Genomic DNA, 16,779 nt, shown 5'->3' on the forward strand with positions numbered 1-16,779 from the left:
TAAAAATCCGGGCAGGTTTCCGTCAGCACGGGGGATCGGCATGTCTCACCATAGAGAATTGGCGCCGGGAAGATTTCTTTCCGTTGGGCGGTAAAGCGGCAGGCAAGGCCGCATGATGCGGCCTTGCGCCAGGACAGATTTTGAACGCAGCCGGCGCTTTGGCAAGGCAAGGTTCAATTTTCCCGTTTAGCCCCGCAATGGCGTATTTATAGGATGTCTATGTACTAAATTGATTCAGCAACGTCCGATCAACTTTGCCGGATGAGGTTTTAGGCAATTCTTTGTATTCGAGGAAGAGATTCGGCAGCATATAGGAAGGAATCAGGTCTCGCAGACGAATCAGGGCACTACTCTCTTCTAAACGGGCATTTTCCACTAAAGAATAATGGCATATTATATTGCTTTTATCGCTTGATTTGGAAATTGTAATGCATAATTCATGAATTTCCTCCAAGCTGGCAACCGCAGCCTCTATACCGCCAATTTCAATTCGGTAGCCATTGATTTTATACATATGGTCTCTTCTGCCTTTATAATGCAGTTTGCCATCATCATCCAGATAACCATAATCGCCTGTCCTCCAATATCTAACAGGATAGGGATGGAACGGGCTGAGAATATGATGCCGCGCCGTTAACTCGGGCTGATTGATATAACCATGGGTTACGGTTCCTCCCCTGCACCATAATTCGCCGATTTCGTTAACATCACAAATTTTGTTTGCGTCATCATTGACCACGATAATCTCTGTATCATCAACGACTTTTCCCAACGGAATGCTATCACGCAGCAGATCTTCATCCTGTACCCAGTGATAGGTGATAATGTTGGTTTCAGTCGGACCATAGATATTGGCGATGGCAATATAAGGCGCAAGTCCTTTCAGCTTTTCAAGCTTAGCCACCGGGAAGGGCTCGCCGGCATACATGATGGTATGTAGATGGTTTTTGTTTTTTAAAAACTGCCCTTTTTCCATTAATGTCAATAGGGTTGACGGCGTGGTATAAAGCATGGTGGCTTTTTCATTTTCCAGAAGGGCGACATAATCCCGGTGTTTAATGCTAATGTCACGCCGTTTATTCCAATCGTAACAAATCAATGTCGCACCCACACTCAAGGTATTGAAAATATCAAATACCGATAAATCGAATTTAAGCGGCGCCCGTGAGATAATCCGGTCGTTATGGGTGAGCCTGAATTCTTTTTGCATCCAATCCACAAAGGTCATCGCATTCCTATGGCTTAACATAATGCCTTTTGGTGTGCCGGTTGACCCTGATGTATGAAGGATATACGCCAGATCATCCGAAACTTGACTTAAGGTGTCTGTTGTATCAAGCGATTCCATCAGCTCTCCTGGCTTCATCGTCTGCGTAAGCCCGATAGATTTAAAACAGGCATAAGCTGTCATTGCTTCCACCGGCAAATCAACCATTACTCCATCTTTGAAGGTAAAGAGGCAGGGGAAGGCATCGGTTTCGATAACTATCGCATATTTTAAATTGCAATGGAGGAATTGTCGTTGAAATTGATCAAACAAGGGACGGTCGATGAGCAGGATATCAAGGCTCAAATTCGCTATGACGCTGATGAGTAATTGTGCAGGGTAATAGGGATCTATCGGCACATAGGTTTTTTTAGCTTTGAGAATACCGAGAATACTGGCGATCCCATTAACATTTACATGGGATAGTATGCCGACAAAATTATTATTTTTAACACAAGAATTACTAATTTCATTTATTATTAAACTAATTAAATTGGCTTTCCTATTTAGCTGCCGATAGCTCGTCCGGTTTTGATATTCATCAACAATGGCCGTTGCGTTAGCGTATTGATCAACGGATCGGTGAAATCCATCATGTAACAGAGTCGTCATACTGATTCCTTTTGCTATACCCGTCATACATAAAGCTCCGTGCGCGTTGGCTTCGTTGCTATGTTCATTCATGAACCTCGCCGTCTTCCTGCATCTTATATTATTTAGGGTCAGTTTTGATAATTTACCGCTAACGCGGCATACAGCCGAGGCTGAATACTGTCTGAATATCAGCTAAATTATTGCCACTTCGAATAAATTATTATTTTTTGTTTGAGTGATAAAGCCGCTATCTGATCGTAACATTCCTTTGATCGACCTTTTCCTTGATAATATAACATCGGCGTTAAAAATATTTTTTTGATGATGTGGTAAAATACTTGAGTAATATTGTTCGAGCAAATTCCTCGATGTATTTTTTGTACGCCATGTTGAATTAATTATCAGATCGCCTTTTCGTATTCCTTGGGATTTCTCTATTAAATCCATATTTAAATGGCTTATGACATTAAACCAAAATATAAATATTTTATTTTCATCGCCGTCCCTTTGGGTGAGGTACTCCTCAAAGGTGGTTTTGATCAGTTGGGGACATTCAACTCTGGTGGCTAAAGGGTCTATGCCTAAGTAACTTAGGTTTGTGGCCTTTATTAATTCATAGTAGTTGTAATCGCCGCAGCCGACTACCACCGCCTGTTTGTAGTGCTTGAAGAGATTGAGTTTGCAACTTAGAAATTCTTTTTCGGTATCCAAAAAATCCTTTGCTATGTTCAAACTGTTTTCATCCAGCATTTTTTTATAGGTATTATGAATAAATTTCATTTTATCATCTAATCAATATTTCAGTAATTCGGCGTAGGGCATAACCATACCGGCCCCCAATGAATCTGTGGGCCTTATGATAAAACCCATTTTTCCATAAAAGCGCTCGCGCCCTAATGCGGCCATACCCAATATATCAGCCTCAGGACAGGCATGTACTTTTAGATAATGGAATATATTGTGCAGAATACGTACACCTATACCGTAACGATGCTGGAAATCAGGCTGGACCATGAGATCCATTATGCAAAAGATCAGGGAACCATCACCCACCACACGCCCGCTACCTACAATTTGTTGGCCCTGATAGGCGGAGCAGATATATAACGAATGCGCAAGAGCTTGTTCAGCGCATTGGTTAGTTGGCACAGACCAGCCAACGCTATTTCTTAATTCATTGTATTCTGTGGCCGTGATAATTTCATCAGTATATATTATTGCCATTATGTATTTTAAGCCTGATGTGTATTAGAGAAGTATTTCTTTTTTGTAATCCGAAAATGCCTGAATAATTTTTTTCAATTGCCAAGGCTCATTCATGGCGGTGATGGTCATACGGATACATTCACTGCCTTTCGGCATGGTGGGGTAAGGGCATGAAGTCACAAAGAGACCATAGTCCGAATAAAGTATTTTTGAAAAGGTAGTCAGCATTTCGGTGTTGGGTATTTTGACCGATACAATGGGGAAACCATTTTGGCAAAAAGTCTCAAACCCAAGCTGGGCCAATCCGGCCAATAATTCTTGCACCATGCCGTGTATTTTTATTTTCAGAACGTCGCCTTCCTGCGCCAGCAGATCCAGACCGGCATTAAGCAAACCGAAGGCAAAGGGAATGGGTTGCTGAGAATAGTCCAATGGCTTTGAGAACGCGAGCAGGGTGTTTTTCAATTTTTTCGATACGCCGGCAAACGCCATGGCGCAACCCATATTTTTGGCGGTGCCGGCGATGTAAAGTATATTATCATAGGAAAGATCGAGGTAATTAACGATACCCGAGCCATCGCCATAAGGATTCTGGCTTTTATCGGTATTGCCCAGCATACCGAAGCCATGGGCGTCATCAACGAATAATATTGCATTATATTTATGGGCAATTGCCTGTATTTCCGCCAAGCGAACATAATTACCGGTGATGCTGTAGACGCCATCCAGGCAAATCAACTTATGCCGGGCATGCTGATGGGATTTCAACAGCGTTTCGAGTTGGTCCAGGTCGTCGTGGGGATAGCTTTTTAATATTGCGCCTTTATCCCTTGCCAGCTGCGCACCGTGGAACATGATGGCATGGGCGGCTTTGTCCATGATCACCAGATCATTTTCCTCCAGAAGCGCCGGAATAATGCCTATGCTACCGAGAAAAGTGTTGGTGACTATCAATGCATCTTCGGCCCGGATAAAGCGGGCTAAACGCGCTTCAAGCTCCAGGCATAGTCCGTAATGCCCCGTCAGTCTTGCTCTGCCGGTGTGCAGGCCGTAGTCTTTTACCGCCTGTATGGCCGATGGCAGCAGTTCTTCTTGCCTTTTGTCGAAGCCGAGATAGTTGCCTGAAGCAAAATCAATGATTTCCTTGCCGTTTTTGTCAATAAAAACCCGGTTTCGAGATTTTGAAATAGTCACATCATACTGGGAGCTTTCATTTAATAATTTGAACAAATCTTTTCTGCTGCCTGATTTGATATTATCACTCATCTTATTTAATAGTTCATACATATATTAACGCCCTAACCACGATTCAACGATATTTCAATTAACGATTCCCTTGATTGATTATTTTTATCGAATGAGGGGATAAAAATCAAATTTTTTATATTTTAATAATATGATGCTTCCGTTTAATAAAAATTTATAGTTATGGGAGTATGATTTTCTATTTTTCTTCAAATGAAAATATAAAATTCAAGTGTTAATGTTTCACTAATGATATAGACATCATCGATGGTATTATAAATGGTAAGGTTTTAATGTGGCTGTTTGAGCCTGCGGCGGGAACTGGCCAGGCACCAGAGCGGGAACGGCAGCGTCACGACCAGCAACAGCCACAGTAATGAATATACCGCATCGATACCGTCGTTTTGCAAATTGATATAGAGCTTTACCGGAATGCCCTGCGGGAAATAAGAGAACACCAGCACAATACCGAATTCACCCACCACCCTGACCCAGGCGATGGCCAGGCCGGTGGCCAATCCCTGGCGGGCCAGGGGCAACGTTAAGCGTATCAGGATCTGCCACGGCGGCGCGCCGAGGACTTTCGCCGCTTCTTCCACCGTCGGCGGCACGCCTTCAAAAGCCACTCGGGCCGACATGACATAATAGGGCAGCGCGCCATAGATCTGCGCCAGCACAAAAGCGCCGGCATTGTTGGTCAGCGAGAGGCCCAGACGGGCGATGATACCCCCCACCGCGCCGTAGGGGCCGTAAACCGATATCAGCAATATTCCCAATGCCAGGGGCGGCGTCAGCAGAGGTATCAACACCATGATTTCCACCCAGTGACGCATAAATGATGTGGTGCGCGCCAGCCAAAGCGACAGCGGCGTGCCCAACAGGACAATACAGGGAATGGAAATGCAGCTTAATCCCAGCGACGTGGCGACGGAATTCCAATCGCCATAGGCGAGATGGAACCCGTGCCAGGGCGTGACGCCGATGAGCGTGATAAAGGGCAGCGCCAGCAACAGCAATGCCGGCGCCGCCAGCCAGCGGGACACCCGCTTAGGCCGTTGCGCGCTTATTGATAAAGCACCCCGCCCTTAGGCTGGCCGTAACCGTTTTTCTTAAGCTCCGCCTGGCCGGCGGGGCTTTGCAGAAAAGCGATAAATTTACGGCCCAGGGCGGCATCGGGGGCGTTTTTCAATACCGCGGCATAAAACACCAGCGGCTGGGTTTGCAGGGTTTTTTCCTGCCCCTTGGAATCAGTCACCTTGAAGCTTACTTTGCTATACCAGTCCTTGGTCATGGCGGGGTTGCTGAGATTGATTTCATCGGGCAAGGTGATGTAGGGCAGCTTTGACGAAATGGTCGCGCTTTCATAACCTGAAGCCGCGTCCACCTGCCCGGCTTCCATTCGGGTCAGTAATCCGCCTTCGGCGAACACCTGTTGCGGATTTTGCACATCGCCCAATACCTTGTGGGTTAAGCCGGGCTGTTGATAATATTTTTCCGCCAGCAGCATGGTGAAAATAATATTTTGTCCCTGCGGGTCATTGATGGGATCCGTGCGGCCGAACTTCAACCCCGGGGATTCCAGGACTTTCCACCAGGGCGCGGCGCCCGGTTTGGCGTTTTTAATGGCTTCAAAGGCGGGGGCGAAGGTGCTTTTGGGATTATAGGTAATCACCATGCTGGTACTGGCAACCGGCACGGCTTCATCAACCAGACCAGCCTGCTTGAGGATATCCATGGGTCCGGGAGTGATGGAAACAAAGACGTCCGCCACGACTTTCTTCGATTCCAGCAGGTGCGCCATGCCATAGGCGCCCTGCCCCTGGCCTTGATAAGCGGCATGCTCATTTTTGGCAAAGGTCGGGCCGAGATATTTATCCATCACCACGCCCATTGAACCGGCATAAGTCACTCGTATATCTTGCGCCGCCTGGACCGACAGGCTGGATATAGCTCCCAGCGCGCACAGTATCATGGCCGGCAAATATTTTTTCTTTATCATTTTGGGTTACCGTTATATAAAAAATTACATAACAATATCGGCTGCTTAAGTCAAAATGCAAGCTAAAAAAACTGTCAAATTATTAATGACGCTTTAGGATTATATGAGAGGATATGATTTACGCTGCCTGCCGCTGTAAAAGGGACTCTTACCTTTATATTGCCTGTTTTTTCCTAAAGTGGGGAATATAAGAGCCGCCAGGAAGAGCCGCGCGCATTGACGCGAAGTTTATTTAATTGCCGTCCCAGGATGAACCGACCACAGCGAAGTGCCGTGAACTTTCTTTAATCTGATAGGGGTACCAAATGATTACATCAGCCAGAAATCAGCTTACGGGAACCGTATCCGCCATCACAGCCGGCGCGGTTAATGATGAAATTGAGATTACCCTGCCTAACGGCAAGGCGTTGATTGCCACCATTACCCATAGCAGCGTGCAATACCTCGATCTCAAGCGGGGCGGAGAAGCCATCGCTTTTATCAAAGCGCCCTGGGTGATCCTGACCGCCGCCGATACCGGTCTGCGTTTTTCGGCGCGCAATCAATTCGCCGGTAACGTGAAGGCGGTGGTCAAAGGCGCGGTCAACAGTGAAGTGACGGTGGAGATCGATGCCACCATGTCACTGGTCTCGGTGATCACCAACGAAAGCGTCAACGGGTTGAAGCTTAAGGAAGGGGATGCGGTAACCGCGTTGGTTAAGGCCTCCAGTATCGTTATCGCCACCCGCGCCTGAGGGCGGCCATAAGAGGAGAGGGTATAGTGGCCCTCTTCGCTGCATCTATACATAAATGTACATTGTGAGGAATATATATACCCGAATGTATTTTGTCCGGAAATGAGGTTTTTAATTAAATAAACATCAGAGAACTTTTCTTTGAAAAAAAGTACCTGAATGTACTAATGAGCGAAAATCCCCTATCGAGTTCACAGTTTTGCGTTTAGCGGCCGTCATCCTGGCAAGAATAACAATAAGGAATAAACCCTGTTAATACAGGCGCTAAAGTCTCTCAGATAAAATTAAACGGCAATTTAACCCTGATTTAAAACCCCATGGCGGGTTATTGGCATGGGGTTTGCTCTATGTCTATGGCAAGCAATATTATCAGCAGTTTTTATTCATCAGAGGAGTTATTCATTGTGACTCGCAAACTGGCAATTTATGGTAAGGGTGGCATCGGTAAATCAACCACCACGCAAAATACCGCGGCCGCATTAGCCCACTTCCATCACCAAAAGATTTTTATCCATGGTTGTGATCCGAAAGCCGACTCAACCCGGCTTATTCTCGGCGGCATGCATCAGGAAACATTGATGGATGTATTGCGGGATCAAGGGGCGGAAAAAATCACTAATGATATGGTGGTGAAAACCGGCGTATTCGGCATCAGCTGCGTTGAGTCAGGCGGCCCGGAGCCGGGCGTAGGCTGCGCGGGACGCGGCGTCATCACCGCTATCGACCTGATGGAAAACAACAAAGCCTATTCCGAAGATCTTGATTTCATTTTCTTCGATGTATTGGGCGATGTGGTTTGCGGCGGTTTCGCCATGCCCATCCGCGAAGGTAAAGCCCAAGAAGTCTATATCGTTGCTTCCGGAGAAATGATGGCAATTTACGCCGCGAATAATATCTGTAAAGGTTTGGTTAAATATGCCAAGCAGAGCGGCGTTCGCCTCGGCGGGATTATTTGTAACAGCCGTAAGGTAGATGGTGAAAAAGAATTCGTTGAAGAGTTCACCGCGGCCATTGGTACGCAAATGATTCATTTTGTGCCCCGTGACAATATCGTGCAAAAAGCCGAGTTCAATAAAAAGACCGTGACTGAATATGATCCTGAATCTAACCAGGCCCATGAATACAGTGAGCTTGGTCGTAAGATTATTGAAAATAAAAACCTGGTTATTCCTAAGCCCTTGTCGATGGATGCCTTGGAAGCCATGGTGGTTAAATATGGCTTGGCGGATTGATTCCGGCCTTGCCCTAAAAAGTTAAGGGCCGGAGTCATGCTGGCCGCTTAGTGTATTACCGATGAAGTCGGGGATTGAATTATGCCACATCATGAGTTTGACGTTAGCAAATGTATTCCTGAGCGGAAGCTGCATGCTGTCGTTAAAGGAGCTGAAGAAGATTTATCGTCGGTGCTCCCGTTGGGCTATCTGAATACCATTCCGGGAACACTGTCTGAACGCGGCTGCGCCTATTGCGGTGCCAAGCATGTGATTGGCACCCCGATGAAGGATGTTATCCATATCAGTCACGGGCCGGTGGGCTGTACTTACGATACCTGGCAGACCAAACGCTACATCAGCGATAACGATAATTTCCAGCTTAAATATACCTTTGCCACCGATATGAAAGAAAAACATATCGTGTTCGGCGCGGAAAAGGTGCTCAAGCAGAACATCCTGGAAGCGTTCAAGGCACAGCCCACGATTAAGCGCATGACCATTTACCAAACCTGCGCCTCGGCGCTGATCGGCGACGACATCGCCGCGGTGGCCCAGGAAGTGATGGATGAAATGCCGGATGTGGATATTTTTGTCTGCAACTCGCCGGGTTTCGCCGGCCCAAGCCAGTCCGGCGGGCATCACAAAATCAATATCGCCTGGATCAACCAAAAAGTCGGCACGGTGGAACCGAAGATTACCAGCGATCATGTGATCAACTATGTGGGTGAATACAACATCCAGGGCGATCAGGAAGTGATGGTGGACTATTTCAAGCGCATGGGTATCCAGGTGCTGTCCACCTTTACCGGCAACGGTTCCTATGACGATTTGCGCTCCATGCAGGGCGCGCATCTGAATGTGCTGGAGTGCGCCCGCTCGGCGGAATATATCTGCAACGAATTACGGGTACGTTATGGCATCCCGCGTTTGGATATCGACGGTTTCGGTTTTGGACCGCTGTCGGATTCCCTGCGTAAGATCGGGCTGTTTTTCGGCATCGAAGATCGCGCCCAGGCCATTATCGATGAAGAAACCGCACGCTGGAAACCGGAACTTGACTGGTATCTGGCCCGCTTGAAAGGCAAAAAAGTCTGCTTATGGCCCGGCGGCTCCAAGCTGTGGCACTGGGCGCACGTTATCCATGAAGAGATGGGCGTGGAAGTGGTGTCGGTGTATACCAAATTCGGCCACCAAGGGGATATGGAAAAGGGTATCGCCCGCTGTGAATCCGGCGCGATGGCCATTGACGATCCCAACGAACTGGAAACCCTGGAAGCCATGTACCAGCTCAAGCCGGATGTGATTTTTACCGGCAAGCGGCCTGGTGAAGTGGCCAAGAAAATCCGGGTGCCTTACCTCAACGCCCATGCGTACCACAACGGGCCTTATAAAGGTTATGAAGGCTGGGTGCGGTTTGCCCGGGATATCTACAACGCCATTTATTCGCCGATCCATCAGCTCGCCCTGCTGGATATCAGCAAAGACGAGATCCCCACCGACAATGGCTTTGTGACCCAGAAGATGCTCTCCAGCTCCATGGTGAGCGAAGAGGTCAGTTCATCCACCACTTTGCGTCAATATACCGGCGGGTTCGACAGCGTGACGAAATTACGTGAACGTGTTTATCCCGCTTTCGCCAGACAGACTGTGAATACCGAGGAATAAGGAGGACACCATGGCAAGTCCGCTCGACAACCAGATTGAACAGCTGGTGGATTACATCATGAAAAATTGCCTGTGGCAGTTCCATTCCCGCGCCTGGGATCGGGAAAAGCAGAACGAGGGCATTTTATCCATCGCCGAACAGTTGCTGTGCGACGAACCGGTGGATTTGAGTACCCCGGCCGCACGGTGCTACTGGGCGGATGCCGTGGTGCTGGTGGATGCCTATAAGAGCCATTTTTCCTGGCTGGCCGCCATGTCAACGGCGGAGATCAAGCAGCTCATCGCGGCACTGCATGAGCGTTTGAACTACCTGACGATTACCGGATCGTTGAATAAAGAACTCACCGATCAGCGCTATTAGATAGAGGGCAATATCATGTCGTGTGAATTAAAAGCCAAAGACCGTGCCGGTGTGATCAACCCGATATTCACCTGTCAACCGGCGGGAGCGCAGTATGTCAGCATCGGTATCAAGGATTGTATCGGTATCGTCCACGGCGGCCAGGGGTGCGTGATGTTTGTGCGCCTGCTGATTTCCCAGCATTTGAAGGAGAGTTTCGAAATCGCCTCCTCTTCGGTGCATGAGGACGGCGCGGTATTCGGCGCCCTGGATCGCGTTGAGCAGGCCGTAGATGTCCTGCTGATGCGTTATCCCCATGTGAAGGTCATCCCCATCATCACCACCTGCTCCACTGAGGTGATCGGCGATGACGTGGACGGGGTGGTGAGAAAGCTGAACGAGGAGTTATTGCAGGAAAAATTCCCCGGACGTGAGGTTTACCTGATTCCGATCCATACGCCGAGTTTCGTCGGCAGCATGGTGAGCGGCTACGATGTGGCGGTGCGGGATTTTGTGAAATACTTCGCCAAGAAAACCGAACCCAACGGCAAGCTGAACGTGGTGACCGGCTGGGTAAACCCAGGGGATGTCACGGCGCTGAAACATCTGCTGGCGGAAATGCAGATCGACGCCACCGTGCTGTTTGAAATCGAAGATTTCGATTCGCCGGTCATGCCCAGCGGAAATACCGTTTCCCACGGCAATACCACCATTGAGGATTTACGTGGAACCGCCAACGCGCTGGGAACCATCGCCCTCAATCGTTACGAAGGACGCAAGGCCGCCGATTGGCTGGCGGAAAAATTCGATATCCCGACCATTATCGGGCCCACGCCCATCGGCATCCGCAATACGGATACCTTTTTGCAGAACCTGAAAAAGCTTACCGGCAAACCGATCCCGGAATCGCTGGTACGGGAACGCGGCATCGCCATCGACGCGCTGACGGATCTGGTGCATATGTTCCTGGCGGATAAGCGCGTCGCGATTTACGGTAATCCGGATTTGGTGATAGGCCTGGCGGAGTTCTGCCTGGATCTGGAAATGAAGCCGGTATTGGTCCTGCTTGGGGACGATAACGCCCATTACGACACCGATCCCCGCGTCACGGCACTGCAGGAAAAGGTCGATTTCGATATGGAAATAGTGACCAATGCGGATCTCTGGGATCTGGAAAAGCGCATCACGCAAGACGGCCTGAAACTGGATCTTATCCTCGGACATTCCAAAGGACGTTTCACCGCCATCGACAACCAGATCCCCATGGTGCGGGTGGGTTTCCCTACCTACGATCGGGCCGGATCCTACCGTCATCCGGTGGTAGGCTATGCCGGCGCCATCTGGCTGGCGGAGCAAATCGCCAACGCGCTGTTTACCGATATGGAATACAAGAAAAACAAGGAATGGCTGCTGAACGTTTGGTAAGGCGCCCCCCGTGATGCCGCTGTCCGGCGGCACCCGGGGCGCTGCGTCCATTGGCTTCTTACCGGAAGGCGAATCGCGGTCCGGTCACGCCTTCCGAGGATAAACCCGATGTCCAAATTGATTTTCGAAACCGAACAGAAAAAGTTTACCCGCCTTTCCGCCGATGCCCGTGGCTATCACCGCCGCGCGGTACTGTTTGCCGAACAGGCGCAATCGCCGGGGCTGATTTTCAACGTGGGGTCCATTGCCGTTGAATGCTATCTCATTGCCTTATGCGCCTATTACGGCAGCATGGCGTTTAATCATAACTATTCCAGCCTGATGGATACCGCGGAAGAGGTCGTTAACTTCCCGCCGGAATTAAGCCGGAAAATCCGGGCGCTGGATGAAATATTCGGTATCTGTTCCCTGGATAACTATCACCACGGCACTCCCACCGAGGCGGACGCCGCCGGGATCGTCGAAATTTGCCTGGCGCTGTCGGCGATGCTGGACGCCCTAGCGGTGAATAAGCTTCCTTATTAATTAAACGAGGACATTATGCAGTGGATGACAGGCGTTGCGCCCCATGGGCACCCTCATGGCGAAATGCGTCGGGATGATAGGGAGATAACCGATGCGGCGGAGATCAATGAAATCTTGAATGCCGCCAAAGTGATGTATATCTCCCTGGCGGATAACAACATTCCTTTTATGGTGCCGGTGTTTTACGCCTGGGACGGGATGTCCTTATATTTCCACTCGGCCCGCTCCGGCAGCAAGATAGATATCCTGAAAAGAAACAACGCTATCTGTTTTGCCGTTTCCATCGAGCAAGGGGTGGTGGAAGACGAGGTTATTTGTAATTTCGAGGCCAAACATCGCACGGTGATTGGCTTGGGTAACGCGGTATTTATTGAGGATGAACAGGAAAAAATCGCCGCCCTGAACCGCATCGTCGCCCGGTTCAGCGATAAAGCCTGGAGCTTTCCCCAGGCCAATCTGCGTTCCACCCTGGTATTGCGCATTGATGTGGTGTCCATAAAAGGTAAAAAACACGGTTTTTAACCGGAGGACAAAATGAAAATAGCGGTATTTGTCGATACCGAAGGTAAAACGGCGTCTTTGTATCAGCAAGGTACGATTCGGGTGTACGAATCCTTGCAGTCAGGCTGGCAACCGGTGCGGGAAATCCCCTTTGGCCTGAGGGAAGAGATGGGACTGGCGGAAATCCGTGCCCATATCCTGGCAATGCTCGCCGACCTGGACGGCTGCCGTCATTTTGTCGCCCGCGCCATTAACGGCGCGATGCTGTCCTATTTTGACGGTATGGGCATTGTAATGTGGAAGCTGGCGGGGGACCCGGTGGGTTTTTTACCGCGGATACAGCATATCGCCCTGGACAAAGCCCGTCAGGAGCAGACCGCGCAGGGGGCGACAGCCGCCACGTTTATCAAACCCGGCGACGCGGCGGGGGAATATCGGCTCAACCTTATCGACGCCTTGAAGAGCGATAGCGCATTAACCTCCAAACAGGTTTTGCAGCCTTTTTTGCGCCGGTCGGATTTTACCCGGCTTGAGATCGTTTGCGATCATTTGCCCAAATGGTTCGACAGGGAATTACCGGCGCTGGCATTGACCCTGGCGGCGGAGAAAAAGCCGGACGGCCGTTGTTATGCCGTGATCAGCCGTCCCTGAGGGCAACGCTTCGCCACGCTGCTTTTAGTTCAGGCCAAACGGTATTCCCTCCGTCGCGCTGCTTGATGACCGGGTCCCGGTCAGCATGTATCAGGCAATGATCCGCGCTTGAAGGAAGTCGGCGGCCCTGACCGGCTGCTTTCAATCAAGGATGGTCCACCCACCGTGCTAAAACGTACAATGCCGCCGAAGGATTGTCGTTTATGGTACAAAATACAGCCAACGGCGTAATGGCCCCGGCGGCAATATGATGCCAAATCATATCGTTATATATTTTATTACATAGCGACTTTTGGCGTCCGTCTTGCAATATCCTCTGCTCAAGCCAGCTATTTTCCGGCAGACACCGCTGAGGAGAGGGTCATGAATCACGTCGTTAACCCACTGACAAATCACGTCGCCACCCACTCTTTATTGACGGAGTCATTGTCCTTTTCCTGCCACTTGGGTGAGTGCCGTTCCGAACTGCTGCCCTTGCTGTCGGAAGTGAGCAAAGTGGTCAGCCGCGAGGGATCGTTATCCAAGACATTAAAGCTGGTGCTGGAATTGATGCAAAAACACCTCCAGGTCACCCGCGCGATGATTTCCCTATACGACGCCAGCTGCGATCAGATTTTTATCCATGAAAGCTTCGGACTGTCCCGAGAAGAGAGCGAAAAAGGGGTCTATTACCCCGGCGAAGGCATTACCGGCAAAGTGGTGGAAACCAGACAGCCGATTATCGTGCCGGTTATCGCCGACGAGCCGTTATTTCTCAATCGTACCGGCAGCTGGGATAGAAACCTGGATAGCCGTCTTTCCTTTATCTGCGTGCCCATCATGCGCGGCATGAAAGTCATGGGCACCATCGGGGTAGAGCGCTTATACAATAACCGGCAACTGCTGCACCTTGATCTCGAAGTGCTGGGGATTATCGCCACCACCATCGCCCAGGCGGTGGAGCTTCATCTGCTGGAGCGGGCCCACAAACAGGTGTTGCAGGCGCAAAGCGCCCGGCTGAACAGCGAATTAAAGGAAAAGTTCAAGCCCTCGAATATTATCGGCAATTCCAAAGCCATGCAGTCTGTTTACATGATGATTGATAAGGTCAGCCATGCCCGCACCACGGTGCTGATTCTGGGTGAAAGCGGCGTGGGTAAAGAGCGGGTGGCCAGCGCCATTCACTATAACAGCAGCTGCGCCCACGGGCCCTTTATCAAATTCAACTGCGCCTCGCTGCCGGAAAGCGTGATTGAAAGCGAGCTGTTCGGCCATGAAAAAGGCGCCTTCACCGGCGCGGTGGCGCGCCGGGCCGGCCGCTTCGAAGAGGCCCATGGCGGCACCCTGTTCCTGGACGAAGTGGGTGAGCTCTCTCCGGCGGTACAGGCGAAACTGTTGCGGGTCATCCAGGAACGCTGTTTCGAACGGCTCGGCAGTAATGAATCCATCAAGGTGAATGTACGTATTCTGGCGGCCACCCATTGCGATTTGACCGAAATGGTGGAAAAAGGCACCTTCCGCGAAGATCTGTTTTATCGACTGAACGTGTTTCCGATTACCATCCCGCCGCTGCGGGAACGGGGTAACGATATTCTGCTGCTCGCCGAGCATTTTAATGCCTATTTCGCCAAGGAGCAGCAGGTGGACGTCCCCACCATCGCCACGCCGGCGCTGAATTTGCTGCTGAGCTACGATTGGCCGGGCAATGTGCGGGAATTGGAAAACCTGATGGAGCGGGCGGTACTGCTGGCGGAGGGCGGCGTGATCCACAGCTATAACCTGCCTAACGGCCTGCAGCCCGCCGTGCTGGGTGAACTCGGCGGCCAGTCCGGCCTGGAAGCGCGGTTATCCCTGATGGAATACGAGATAATCGTCGAGTCCCTGTCGCGCCATCAAGGGAACATGTCCAAGGCAGCGGCGCAATTGGGCCTGACCCGGCGCATGCTCGGTTTGCGCATGGCAAAGTACCGGCTCAATTATAAAGATTACCGGTGCGGAGGTTAAAATGAGCACACAGACCGATCTCGTTAAAACCGGCGAGCAGGACCGGATATCCGTCCCGCGATTCAATCCCGCCCCAGGCCGGCCGGTCCACGGCCGGTCCCGCAAGCCCCACTCCAGGCACGAGGTGGACCACATCATCGCCCGCTCCCCCGCCATGAAAAATATCATGGCGATCCTCGCGCGCATAGCGCCGACCCGCACGGCGGTGCTGCTGCGCGGCGAGCCCGGCACCGGCAAGGACGTCATTGCCCGGGCGATACATAATCTGTCGCCGAACCGCGAAGGGCCTTTTATCAAAGTCTGCTGCGACTACCTTAATAATGAACAGACCCTGCTGGAGCTGTTCGGCTGCGATTCCGGCTATTCCCCCGGCGCCGCCCGCTACCCCGGCGATATCTCCCTGGCGGCGGGCGGCACGCTGTTTATCAGCGAAATCGGCCATTTTTCCCTGGCGCTGCAAAAAAGGCTGCTGCGAATGTTGCAGGACCAGCTCTATCGGCCCTTGGGGAGCACCGAAACCTTGCCAAGCGACGTGCGGATTATCTGCGCCACGGAAAAAAACCTGGAAGCAATGATGGTGCGGGGGGAATTTTTGCCGGAGCTCTATTACCGGATCCATATCGCCACCGTTAACCTGCCGCCGCTGCGGGACAGGAAAGAAGACATCCCCGCCCTGGCGGCCTATTTTTTTGAACGCTACAACCGGGTTAACGGCCTGCGGCTCTCCATCACCGAGGCGGCGTTGGCGCCGCTGTATGTATGCCACTGGCCCGGTAATGTCCGGGATCTGGAGAATTGCCTGGAACATGCCGCCCTGTTGGCCGCAGACGATGTAATCCGCCAACTGCCCTGCCTGGCGGGACGGTGCTTTCGCCAGCGGCTGAACCAGAAAATCAGCCGGCAGGAAGAGGTACCGCCGGCCCATGAAAGCAACGACGGCGTTCTTGCACCGGCGGTGGCCTGGCGGCCCGTAACCCCCGCAGGCCAAGGCACCCTATCCCCCCCGGCCCACGACGCCGCCTTAGTGGACGAGGACGACCCCCGTAACCGGTTAATCAGCGCGCTGGAAAAAAGCGGCGGCGTCAAAGCCAAAGCGGCCCGGTTGCTTAACATCACACCCCGCCAGCTCTATTACGCCCTCAAAAAACTGCAAATAGAAGTCAAGAAATTCTAGCGACTGCGTCGGGCTAATACCCTGTCCGCGAGTACCGCACTTTAAACCGTGCCCGGTCGGAGCAGGATGCTAGATCGTAAACACGCCGTAAATCCATCCCTGGAGGCTCGATCCGCGCCGTCCTGGCGCGGACGGTTTACTCTCCTAGCATCCTGCCCCGCCTCATAAACTCTGAGAACGTTTGCAAGTTCCCCACGGCCCGCGAGGCCCGCCATCACCATTCGTGCAACGAGCCTGTTAAAGGGCGCCCAAACCG

General features: G+C 51.0%; 16 protein-coding genes. 10 read left to right on the forward strand and 6 right to left on the reverse strand.

Annotated features, from left to right (window positions below; translation table 11 throughout):
- Positions 1–217 precede the first annotated feature (217 nt).
- The 6 genes from ACL2XO_RS01800 to ACL2XO_RS01825 all read right to left on the reverse strand — a co-directional run bounded on the left by ACL2XO_RS01800 (position 218) and on the right by ACL2XO_RS01825 (position 6,311).
- Positions 218–1,951, reverse strand: a complete 1,734-nt coding sequence (locus tag ACL2XO_RS01800) for an amino acid adenylation domain-containing protein (protein WP_413742070.1) — start codon at positions 1,949–1,951, stop codon at positions 218–220.
- Between the two features lie 102 nt (positions 1,952–2,053).
- Positions 2,054–2,641: a hypothetical protein gene (locus ACL2XO_RS01805; RefSeq protein WP_413742071.1), complete on the reverse strand. Its 588-nt coding sequence runs from the start codon at positions 2,639–2,641 to the stop codon at positions 2,054–2,056.
- A gap of 12 nt (positions 2,642–2,653) precedes the next feature.
- Positions 2,654–3,085: a GNAT family N-acetyltransferase gene (locus ACL2XO_RS01810; protein ID WP_413742072.1), complete on the reverse strand. Its 432-nt coding sequence runs from the start codon at positions 3,083–3,085 to the stop codon at positions 2,654–2,656.
- A 24-nt stretch (positions 3,086–3,109) separates the two neighbouring features.
- A complete protein-coding gene (locus ACL2XO_RS01815; protein WP_413742073.1) occupies positions 3,110–4,261 on the reverse strand; it encodes an aminotransferase class I/II-fold pyridoxal phosphate-dependent enzyme in 1,152 nt (383 codons plus the stop codon).
- Positions 4,262–4,602: 341 nt separating this feature from the next.
- Positions 4,603–5,355 carry a molybdate ABC transporter permease subunit gene (locus ACL2XO_RS01820; RefSeq protein WP_413742074.1) on the reverse strand — a complete coding sequence of 251 codons (753 nt, stop codon included), beginning with the start codon at positions 5,353–5,355 and terminating at the stop codon, positions 4,603–4,605.
- 20 nt (positions 5,356–5,375) lie between these two features.
- A complete protein-coding gene (locus ACL2XO_RS01825) occupies positions 5,376–6,311 on the reverse strand; it encodes an extracellular solute-binding protein (RefSeq protein WP_413726228.1) in 936 nt (311 codons plus the stop codon).
- Between the two features lie 305 nt (positions 6,312–6,616).
- Between ACL2XO_RS01825 and ACL2XO_RS01830 the strand changes: the two genes are divergently transcribed.
- The 10 genes from ACL2XO_RS01830 to ACL2XO_RS01875 all read left to right on the forward strand — a co-directional run bounded on the left by ACL2XO_RS01830 (position 6,617) and on the right by ACL2XO_RS01875 (position 16,523).
- Positions 6,617–7,045: a TOBE domain-containing protein gene (locus ACL2XO_RS01830; protein ID WP_132923995.1), complete on the forward strand. Its 429-nt coding sequence runs from the start codon at positions 6,617–6,619 to the stop codon at positions 7,043–7,045.
- Positions 7,046–7,449: 404 nt separating this feature from the next.
- Positions 7,450–8,277 (forward strand): nitrogenase iron protein, encoded by an 828-nt coding sequence (gene nifH / locus ACL2XO_RS01835; protein ID WP_132927923.1) that lies wholly within the window; start codon positions 7,450–7,452, stop codon positions 8,275–8,277.
- An 81-nt stretch (positions 8,278–8,358) separates the two neighbouring features.
- Positions 8,359–9,924 (forward strand): nitrogenase iron-iron protein, alpha chain, encoded by a 1,566-nt coding sequence (anfD, locus tag ACL2XO_RS01840; protein WP_132923994.1) that lies wholly within the window; start codon positions 8,359–8,361, stop codon positions 9,922–9,924.
- 10 nt (positions 9,925–9,934) lie between these two features.
- Positions 9,935–10,285 (forward strand): Fe-only nitrogenase subunit delta, encoded by a 351-nt coding sequence (anfG, locus tag ACL2XO_RS01845; protein ID WP_132923993.1) that lies wholly within the window; start codon positions 9,935–9,937, stop codon positions 10,283–10,285.
- A 15-nt stretch (positions 10,286–10,300) separates the two neighbouring features.
- Complete coding sequence (gene anfK, locus ACL2XO_RS01850; protein ID WP_203524517.1) at positions 10,301–11,689, forward strand: Fe-only nitrogenase subunit beta; 1,389 nt, start codon at positions 10,301–10,303, stop codon at positions 11,687–11,689.
- Between the two features lie 108 nt (positions 11,690–11,797).
- A complete protein-coding gene (locus ACL2XO_RS01855) occupies positions 11,798–12,214 on the forward strand; it encodes a hypothetical protein (RefSeq protein ID WP_413742075.1) in 417 nt (138 codons plus the stop codon).
- A 15-nt stretch (positions 12,215–12,229) separates the two neighbouring features.
- Positions 12,230–12,736, forward strand: coding sequence for a pyridoxamine 5'-phosphate oxidase family protein (locus tag ACL2XO_RS01860; RefSeq protein ID WP_243701486.1), 507 nt, complete (start codon positions 12,230–12,232; stop codon positions 12,734–12,736).
- Positions 12,737–12,748: 12 nt separating this feature from the next.
- Positions 12,749–13,366 (forward strand): Fe-only nitrogenase accessory protein AnfO, encoded by a 618-nt coding sequence (gene anfO / locus ACL2XO_RS01865; RefSeq protein WP_413742076.1) that lies wholly within the window; start codon positions 12,749–12,751, stop codon positions 13,364–13,366.
- A 363-nt stretch (positions 13,367–13,729) separates the two neighbouring features.
- Complete coding sequence (locus ACL2XO_RS01870; protein ID WP_413726232.1) at positions 13,730–15,349, forward strand: sigma 54-interacting transcriptional regulator; 1,620 nt, start codon at positions 13,730–13,732, stop codon at positions 15,347–15,349.
- Between the two features lies 1 nt (position 15,350).
- A complete protein-coding gene (locus ACL2XO_RS01875; RefSeq protein ID WP_132923988.1) occupies positions 15,351–16,523 on the forward strand; it encodes a sigma 54-interacting transcriptional regulator in 1,173 nt (390 codons plus the stop codon).
- Positions 16,524–16,779: the final 256 nt, after the last annotated feature.

Source organism: Sodalis sp. RH15 (assembly GCF_047324255.1).
GTDB lineage: Bacteria > Pseudomonadota > Gammaproteobacteria > Enterobacterales > Enterobacteriaceae > Acerihabitans > Acerihabitans ligni.

What these genes read in the sequence shown, in the direction of transcription:
- ACL2XO_RS01800 (WP_413742070.1), bottom strand. Translation starts at nt 1,951, where the DNA reads ATGAATGAACATAGCAACGAAGCCAACGCGCACGGAGCTTTATGTATG.
- ACL2XO_RS01805 (WP_413742071.1), bottom strand. Translation starts at nt 2,641, where the DNA reads ATGAAATTTATTCATAATACCTATAAAAAAATGCTGGATGAAAACAGT.
- ACL2XO_RS01810 (WP_413742072.1), bottom strand. Translation starts at nt 3,085, where the DNA reads ATGGCAATAATATATACTGATGAAATTATCACGGCCACAGAATACAAT.
- ACL2XO_RS01825 (WP_413726228.1), bottom strand. Translation starts at nt 6,311, where the DNA reads ATGATAAAGAAAAAATATTTGCCGGCCATGATACTGTGCGCGCTGGGA.
- ACL2XO_RS01830 (WP_132923995.1), top strand. Translation starts at nt 6,617, where the DNA reads ATGATTACATCAGCCAGAAATCAGCTTACGGGAACCGTATCCGCCATC.
- anfD (WP_132923994.1), top strand. Translation starts at nt 8,359, where the DNA reads ATGCCACATCATGAGTTTGACGTTAGCAAATGTATTCCTGAGCGGAAG.
- anfG (WP_132923993.1), top strand. Translation starts at nt 9,935, where the DNA reads ATGGCAAGTCCGCTCGACAACCAGATTGAACAGCTGGTGGATTACATC.
- anfK (WP_203524517.1), top strand. Translation starts at nt 10,301, where the DNA reads ATGTCGTGTGAATTAAAAGCCAAAGACCGTGCCGGTGTGATCAACCCG.
- ACL2XO_RS01855 (WP_413742075.1), top strand. Translation starts at nt 11,798, where the DNA reads ATGTCCAAATTGATTTTCGAAACCGAACAGAAAAAGTTTACCCGCCTT.
- ACL2XO_RS01860 (WP_243701486.1), top strand. Translation starts at nt 12,230, where the DNA reads ATGCAGTGGATGACAGGCGTTGCGCCCCATGGGCACCCTCATGGCGAA.
- anfO (WP_413742076.1), top strand. Translation starts at nt 12,749, where the DNA reads ATGAAAATAGCGGTATTTGTCGATACCGAAGGTAAAACGGCGTCTTTG.
- ACL2XO_RS01870 (WP_413726232.1), top strand. Translation starts at nt 13,730, where the DNA reads ATGAATCACGTCGTTAACCCACTGACAAATCACGTCGCCACCCACTCT.
- ACL2XO_RS01875 (WP_132923988.1), top strand. Translation starts at nt 15,351, where the DNA reads ATGAGCACACAGACCGATCTCGTTAAAACCGGCGAGCAGGACCGGATA.